This is a genomic window from Deltaproteobacteria bacterium (genome assembly GCA_016874775.1).
Lineage (GTDB): Bacteria > Desulfobacterota > Binatia > Bin18 > Bin18 > VGTJ01.
Genome location: VGTJ01000232.1, coordinates 1 through 7,790, shown reverse-complemented (window position 1 = coordinate 7,790; position 7,790 = coordinate 1). Strand labels below are relative to the sequence as shown.

Below are 7,790 nucleotides of genomic sequence, written 5' to 3'. Positions count from 1 at the left end.
CAAAGGCCTACAGGTCTCCGACGATGAGTTTCAAGCGCTCAATATCAAACCCGGTAAGTTTCATGGCGATTGGAACTATACGCTTCTTCCTCGCTCTTAATCGGTAACTTAATTCTTGCCCATGCCTTAACGACAAGCCACGGCTGAATTTCCCTGGATGCCCGCCTGCGCGGGCATGACGAAACCCTATCCCTCAAAATTAAATGGACTGACTACTAGCGTCCAGAGCCTCTTACGCAGCTTTCAAGCCAAAGTCATAATTGACGGTAAAATACGTCCGCTCGATCTTCGTCCCGTCCGGTGCGGTGCCCGCCTCATGTCGTTGAAAATCAACAATCAGTGAGTCTTTGACCCCGAAGACTGCATCGGAATCGAGATAGCGATCACCTTTGACGAATAGGTGGGTTGTGACAGGTTCATACCCTGAAGCTGAGATCATTGTGTGAATGTGCGCTGGTCGGTAGGCATGACGGTTCATCTTGTTGAGCATGCTGCCCACTGGGCCGTCGGTTGGCACCGGATACTCGGTCGGCCTGGTTGTCCAAAACCAGAACTTTCCTTGCGCGTCAGTATGGAATTTCCCTCGTAAGCGCATTTCGTTCAGCGTAGGTCGTTGGACATCATAGAACCCTTCGGCGTCGGCATGCCATACATCGATCTCGGCATTCACAATGGGTTTGCCAGTTGTCGCTAAAACGCGACCCGAGAACAGGGTGGGATCACCGGGGAGACCTTTTCCGAGGTTCGTACCATTGGGCAAGTTTTGAGCACCTGGAACAAAGAACGGTCCCAGGACAGTCGACTCAGTTGCGCCTTCAGCTTTGCGGTGGTTGATCGCGTCTACCAACATCGACACCCCCAGTGTGTCTGACAGCAAGATGAACTCCTGCCGTTTGTCATCACACGTTTTGCCAGTCGCGGTGAGGAATTGGATGCCAGCCATCCATTCTTCCTCTGTGAGTTCAACTTCGCGCACGAAGGCGTGCATGTGGCGAATCAAACTTGTCGTGATCTCTTTGAACCGTTGGTCAGAGGTATTGGCGAGGCGCGCAACAACGGCTTCGGTTAGATTCTTTTCCGATATCTCGCGCATGGGGATCTCCTTATTTGGTGAGTCGATTCGTTGGTGACGAATTGTTTTCCGCACGTTCTAGCAAAATGTGGCTGGAGAAGAAAGAAAACCTGGCTGAAAGGAGGGTGCCACGTGGGGGACGACTGCTCCCCTCAAACGACGGAGAACAAAAACTATCTTACGGATCATTAGTTTTTTGTCTCGATCCTCTTTAGAGATATGGGAAGCAAGGGTGGTGGCATGATGTTCTGGTGCCAATATGTGGAGGCGGAGGGAGGAGGATACAACTAACAAAAAGTAACGATACGACAAACACTCGGTGGTTGCTGTACCGTGGGACAGCCTCGCTCTCTATTTAATGTTTGAACTATCAGTCCGATATGCGTGAGAGAATGGCTGTTCTCCCTGGGGAGAGATTCCTCACGCTGAGGGAGCCGTAGTCGGAACTAGGAATACTGGGCATGGACGAAGGCTTGCACTCTCACTGCATCCCTGTTGGCGGAGCAGATTCCGTCACGCGTAAGAAAGTTGTCTCCCTCTTCGGCACCCGACCGGAAGTGATCAAACTCGCCCCAGTCATCCGTCACCTTGAGCACTCGCCGTCTTTCCGTACTATCAATGTCACGTCTGCGCAGCATACTGATTTGCTCTATCCGTTCGTGCGTCTTTTTGACCTCCGTATCGATTACGACCTGCAGGTCATGCAGGCTGGGCAAACCCCTAATCAAGTTTGTGCCCGTGTTCTGAACGCTCTTGAACCATTACTCTTACGCGAGCAACCTGATCTCTTACTCGTTCAAGGGGATACCACGACGGCTTTGGCTGGCGCTTTGGCAGGATTTCATCATCGAATACCCGTCGGCCACGTTGAAGCTGGTTTACGCTCTGGAGATCCGCGGAATCCCTATCCAGAAGAGATGAACCGGCGGTTAATTTCCCAGCTCGCGACCTACCATTTTGCTGCCACGCCGCAGAATCGCGACAATTTATTAGCTGAAGGCGTTGCCGATGCCCAGATCTTTGTTACGGGAAACCCGATTGTCGATGCGTTGCATACCATTGTTGTGAAGAGTGCAGATGATGTTCATGCACCTTCCCTTGCCTCGGTTCTTGCAGAGACTACGGGGCTGAAACGGGTCGCCTTGACGACGCACCGTCGCGAGAGTTTCGGCTCCGCGATGAGCGACAATCTCTGCGTCCTCCGTCATTTTGTTGAGACTCGACCTGATGTCGCATTGCTCTTTCCCGTGCATCCTAACCCGGCGGTACGAAAGCTGGCGGGTGCACTGCTGTCGCAGCATCCACGTATTTATCTGTTACCGCCGTTGGACTATCCCACGTTTCTCTCGCTGTTGTCGAAGGCATGGCTGATCGTTTCTGACTCTGGCGGGATTCAAGAAGAAGCGCCGACACTGCCGAAACCGGTGTTGATCCTGCGAGAGAATACAGAGCGTCCTGAAGCCATCGCCGCTGGTGTCGCACGTCTTGTGGGTGGCTGCCCACAGCGTTTAGCCGACATGCTGGAGGAGGTGTATCAGGACTCATCATGGATGGCTGCACTGCAAACGTGCGAGAATCCCTTTGGGCGCGGAGATAGTGGTCACCGCATTGTGCAGACGATTGCCGAACTGCTCGGTATCTCTCAAAACCCCCTGAGCCACCCGAGTAGCGTGCTATGACAGAATTGCGTCCGCCACCCGACAGGCGCCACATCTTAACTATCGCCATGGAGGACTATTTCCATGTCGGTGCATTCAACCAACTGATTCAGCAAGAACAGTGGTATCGGTTTCCGACACGTTTTGAGCAGAACACGCGGAAAGCGCTTGACCTGTTGGATCGATTCCACATCAAGGCGACCTTTTTTGTCTCGGGATGGATCGCCGACAAACAGCCGGACATTGTGAGAGAAGTCGTGCGATGTGGGCATGAAATTGCCAGTAGCGGATATTATCATCGCAGTATCCAACAAATGACCCGCGAAGAATTTCGCGAAGATCTGGCACGCTCACGTCATGCGCTTGAGCGCGCTAGCGGTACACAGGTCCTTGGCTATCGGGTCGCCCATGAGTGGCTTGCACCGACAGATCTCTGGGCGCTCGATGTGTTGGCTGAGGAAGGCTACGCTTACGACTCCAGTATCTTACCGCATGGCAGAACCTTCCATGCAACCCCTGAGCTGCGCTTTGTCCACCGCCGGCGTTGTAACAGTGGCCAGATATGGGAGATTCCTCTGTCTACCTGGTCCTTCGCAGGGTGGAATCTGCCTATCGCTGGAGGGAACTACTTTCGCCAATTTCCCCATACGTTTATCAAGCATGCGGTCAAACGCTGGCACCGGACGTGCGAAGCCCCATTTGTGATGTATTTCCATGTGTGGGAGCTAGACACCGAACAGCCCAAGATTGGCGCTGCCTCTGCGCTTACTCGTATTCGCCATTACCGGAACTTAGAAAAAATGCACTGGGTTCTGGAGGATTATTTCCGTACCTATCACTTTGCCGGAGTTGCTGAAACGTTAGGGTTGACTCCTACGGTCGTGGAACCTCCTCTTCCTACGTTGCACGAACAGCCAAGTATCACCGTGCGTTCTGCGGAAGTGCCGCCAAATGGTTCCGCAATGCCTCTTGAGGCGACTGGCGACAGCGGACGCCAAAGAGTCGCGGTCAGTATCGTTGTGCCATGCTTCAACGAAGAATTAGTTCTCCCCTATCTTGCAAACACGTTGCGCAGCGTCGAGGAGACCCTCAGCCGAGAGTACGAGTTGTATTTCATTTTTGTCGATGATGGCAGTAGCGATGGAACCTGGTCCTCTCTGCAGCAGCAGTTTGGCGCACGGCCTCATTGTTCTCTCGTGCGCCACCTTGAGAATCGCGGAGTGGCCGCGGCCATTCTGACAGGAATCCAATCAGCGACAACCGACATTGTGTGCTCGATCGATTGTGATTGCACGTATGACCCGCACGAGCTGAAAAACATGCTCCCGCTCCTCACGGAGGGGGTCGATCTCGTTACGGCCTCGCCCTATCACCCGCAAGGAAAAGTGCTCAACGTACCGAACTGGCGGTTGTCACTCTCTAAGGCCGCGTCGTTTTTGTACCGACGGGTGCTCCCGCAACGATTGTATACCTATACCAGTTGTTTTCGTGTGTATCGCAGAAATGCAATCCTCGCGCTCTCATTGCGTGAACAAGGTTTTCTTGGCGTTGCCGAATTGGTTGGCCAACTCGGGTTACGGAACGCACATGTCATTGAGCATCCTGCCGTGCTCGCAGTTCGTGTCCTTGGCCATTCAAAAATGAAAGTGCTACGAACCGTTTTGGGCCATCTCCGCTTGTTAAGTCGTCTGCTTTTCCAACGTGTTGTAGGAAAGAGGAAAAACCAGAAGGCCGAGGCTGCTCAGCCTCCTGCTTTACTCTCGCATACGGCACTCGTACCTGTCTCACCACTTCCATCCGCGAAAGAGAAACCTCATGAGTGATCATCGTCCTCCACCTCTTCAACGACTTACCCTTCCGTCCGACCAAGACGCTTCTGGTCGAACTTTTGGCGAAGAAGAACTTGCGCTCCTGGCTGAGGCGCTGCAAAGCGGAACCTTGACCAGTACCAAAGGGATGTTCGTGCGCACGCTCGAACAGCGCTTTGCTGAGCTGCTCGATACAAAATATGCCTATGCCTGTGCGTCTGGGACCGCCGCCGTTCATACTGCGATTGCGGCACTGGATCCCAATCCAGGGGATGAAGTTATTACCTCCCCTGTGACGGATATGGGTGCGATTGCTCCCATCCTCTATCAAGGGGCGATTCCTGTGTTCGCGGACGTCGATCCGCTCACGTATAACGTCACTGCAGAATCGATCGCCGCACGAGTCAGTGAGCGAACCAAAGCGATCATCGTCACGCATCTATTTGGTAACCCCTGTGACATGAGCACGATTATGGCGCTCGCAAACGCACGCCAGATCCCCGTGATCGAGGATTGTGCACAAGCGTTTCTCGCTCGTCACCAGGATCGCTACGTTGGCACCTGGGGTGCGATCGGCTGCTTTAGCCTACAGCAGGGGAAACATATCACCACAGGTGAAGGTGGGGTCGTGGTCACGCACGATGCGGCCCTCGCTCGACGGATGTTTTTGTTTATCAACAAGGCCTGGGGCTACGGTGACCCCCAGCCAGATCATTACTTCCTGGCGTTAAATTACCGGATGAGCGAGCGGCAAGGTGCCGTGGCGGTCGGCCAATTACCCAAACTAGCAACAGTGGTAGAAAATCGTCGCACCATGGCGGCGCTGTTCACTGCGCGGCTGCAGGGATTAGTTGGGATCGATACCCCGTGGGTCGATGCCCGCAATATCCACACCTACTGGAAGTATTGTCTTCGGGTGGACGGGGAAAAAGTTCCTGGCGGTGCGGTTGCGCTTGGGCGACTCCTGGGTGAACAAGGCATAGCGTCGGCGCCGCGTTATATTCAGAAGCCAGCCTTCCGTTGTGCGCTCTTCCAGCGACAGCAGACCTTTGGCACGAGTCGGTATCCTTTTACGTTAGCGCGACCAGAAGCGGTGAATTACGACGCTGATCGTTATCCTGGTACCTTCACCGCGCTGGAGCATGTGTTGGTGTTGCCTTGGAATGAGAAATACACCATTGCGCACGTTGAGGCCCTCGCAACGGCGATTCGTCACGCAGTTACGCGTTTACAACAGGAGCAATCATGAACGACGACGCGCTGAGATTTGGCATTATTGGAGCGGGGGGCATTGCTCGGTCGTACGGCTTGGCATTTGCCGAGTGTCAAGATGCACGATTAGTAGCGGTAGCGGACGTGCGTCCTGAAGCGGCGCAGGCATTAGCAGAGGTGTTTGGCTGTAAACATTTCTCGTCGTATGAAGACATGGCGGAAAAAACGGCACTTGACGCCGTCGTTGTGTGTTCACCGCCAGCCACGCATGCTGCGGCTTCGATATACTTTCTTGAACGCCGTATGCATGTGTTGTGCGAGAAGCCATTTAGCGTTGACGTCGAGAGTGCCAAACGCATGGTCGATACGGCGCGACGGATGCGAACACGACTGACGATGGCATCGAAGTTTCGCTTTGCGGAAGATGTCATTCGTGCTCGCAGTATCGTGGTGTCCGGTATTCTTGGCGAGATCGTGTTGTTCGAGAATGCTTTTACTTCACGTATCGACATGAGTACGCGGTGGAATTCTGACCCCGAGATCAGCGGTGGCGGAGTGCTGATTGATAACGGTACCCATGCTGTCGACTTGATGCGTTATTTCCTTGGTCCGTTGGCTGAAGTGCAAGTTGTCGAAGGCAAACGCATCCAGAAGTTACCCGTGGAAGATACGGTACGCATCTTCGTACGCAGTGTCAGTGGGGTTATGGGTTCAAGCGACTTGTCCTGGAGTATCGATAAAGAACTTGACAGTTATCTCATGATTTACGGTTCGCATGGCACGGTATCGGTCGGTTGGAAAGAATCGAAATATAGACAGTCATCCAGTCGAGAATGGATTTCCTTCGGCAAAGGCTACGACAAGATTCAAGCGTTTCGTCGTCAGATTGAGAATTTCTGCCGCGCTATTCGTGGCGAAGATAAGCTCGTCATTACGCCGGAAGATGCTCTGGCGTCGGTCGAAGTCGTGGCTGCTGCCTATAATGCTCTGCGTCGGAGCCAGTGGACAGCGGTAGATCATCGACGAGAACCGCTCTTGGAGGGCATCAAGTTAGAGCCGGCAATAGCAGCACTATAGCGGCTTCTTCTGTAGCGATTGGCAATGAACACCGCGGCGGAACATACCGCCCTTCGACAAGCGCAGGGCGAACGGGAAACGGAGAAAAACCCTGGTAACTCTCCCGTTCATGCTGCGCTTGTCGAAGCATGAATAGAGTGCGCCTTTATAACTGACTTAAGGAGAGCACGATAACGGACGTACATCACGTATGCATGCCTCTATCCACCCCACAGCAATTATCGAAGACCGCGTTGAGATTGGTCCAGGTTCGGCGATCTGGGACAACGTTCATATCCGTCACTCTACACGTATTGGCGAGGAGTGCATCATTGGTGAGAAAAGTTACGTTGCTTATGGGGTGCAGATTGGCAACCGAGTGAAGATCAATGCCTTCGTTTATATCTGTACTGCGGTGACGATCGAAGACGGCGTGATGATTAGCGCGGGGACGATCTTTACCAACGATCGCTTTCCCCGTGCGACAACGAGTGATCTCCGTCAGCTTCGTCCTTCGGAGCCCGATGAGCACACGTTGCCAACTCTCGTGCGTGCAGGTGCAACCATCGGTGCTGGGAGTGTGATTGGCAATGATCTGACGATCGGGCGATTTGCGATGGTCGGGATGGGATCTGTGGTGACGAAGTCTGTGCCTGACTTTCATCTGGTCATTGGTCACCCTGCGGTGTCTGTCGGCTGTGTCTGTCGTTGTGGACAATTGTTGGAGCGATTTTCACCGCAAACCTGCACGGAACATACGCTGACCTGTCATGTCTGTGGACTGAGCTACGTCATCACTAACCGTGTTGTGACTGAACTATCCCCACCTGCCTAAGGCGGTGGCAGGAAACAACTTACCGCAATAGTGATTGACCGGAGTGGAGAGCCTCTGCACAAGAGCAGGGATGAGAGACGAGACCATTGTGTGCTGGCTTCGGTCTAAGTATCGAAGTCTGGTCGAAGAGCTGGATGAACGCGGGCGAC

Annotated in this window: 6 protein-coding genes; 5 read left to right on the top strand and 1 reads right to left on the bottom strand. The window is 53.6% G+C overall.

The window, feature by feature from the left end:
- Positions 1-232: 232 nt before the first annotated feature.
- Positions 233-1,093, bottom strand: coding sequence for an intradiol ring-cleavage dioxygenase (locus FJ147_25785; GenBank protein ID MBM4259299.1), 861 nt, complete (start codon positions 1,091-1,093; stop codon positions 233-235).
- A gap of 440 nt (positions 1,094-1,533) precedes the next feature.
- Between FJ147_25785 and FJ147_25780 the strand changes: the two genes are divergently transcribed.
- From FJ147_25780 to FJ147_25760, 5 genes are all read left to right on the top strand, one after another.
- On the top strand, positions 1,534-2,751 hold the full coding sequence (locus FJ147_25780; GenBank protein MBM4259298.1) for a UDP-N-acetylglucosamine 2-epimerase (non-hydrolyzing): 1,218 nt from the start codon (positions 1,534-1,536) through the stop codon (positions 2,749-2,751).
- Positions 2,748-4,553, top strand: coding sequence for a DUF3473 domain-containing protein (locus FJ147_25775; GenBank protein MBM4259297.1), 1,806 nt, complete (start codon positions 2,748-2,750; stop codon positions 4,551-4,553). The genes FJ147_25780 and FJ147_25775 overlap by 4 nt, the downstream gene beginning before the upstream one ends.
- Positions 4,546-5,787 (top strand): DegT/DnrJ/EryC1/StrS family aminotransferase, encoded by a 1,242-nt coding sequence (locus tag FJ147_25770; GenBank protein MBM4259296.1) that lies wholly within the window; start codon positions 4,546-4,548, stop codon positions 5,785-5,787. The genes FJ147_25775 and FJ147_25770 overlap by 8 nt, the downstream gene beginning before the upstream one ends.
- The gene (locus tag FJ147_25765) at positions 5,784-6,827 is read left to right on the top strand and encodes a Gfo/Idh/MocA family oxidoreductase (GenBank protein ID MBM4259295.1); all 1,044 of its coding nucleotides are present in this window, start codon (positions 5,784-5,786) and stop codon (positions 6,825-6,827) included. Before FJ147_25770 ends, FJ147_25765 begins: the two co-directional genes overlap by 4 nt.
- 190 nt (positions 6,828-7,017) lie before the next feature.
- Positions 7,018-7,641 (top strand): N-acetyltransferase, encoded by a 624-nt coding sequence (locus tag FJ147_25760; protein ID MBM4259294.1) that lies wholly within the window; start codon positions 7,018-7,020, stop codon positions 7,639-7,641.
- Positions 7,642-7,790 lie beyond the last annotated feature (149 nt).

Bases quoted from the DNA above. Each gene is read 5' to 3' on its own strand.
- FJ147_25785 (MBM4259299.1), bottom strand. From the start codon at position 1,093: ATGCGCGAGATATCGGAAAAGAATCTAACCGAAGCCGTTGTTGCGCGC.
- FJ147_25780 (MBM4259298.1), top strand. From the start codon at position 1,534: ATGGACGAAGGCTTGCACTCTCACTGCATCCCTGTTGGCGGAGCAGAT.
- FJ147_25775 (MBM4259297.1), top strand. From the start codon at position 2,748: ATGACAGAATTGCGTCCGCCACCCGACAGGCGCCACATCTTAACTATC.
- FJ147_25770 (MBM4259296.1), top strand. From the start codon at position 4,546: ATGAGTGATCATCGTCCTCCACCTCTTCAACGACTTACCCTTCCGTCC.
- FJ147_25765 (MBM4259295.1), top strand. From the start codon at position 5,784: ATGAACGACGACGCGCTGAGATTTGGCATTATTGGAGCGGGGGGCATT.
- FJ147_25760 (MBM4259294.1), top strand. From the start codon at position 7,018: ATGCATGCCTCTATCCACCCCACAGCAATTATCGAAGACCGCGTTGAG.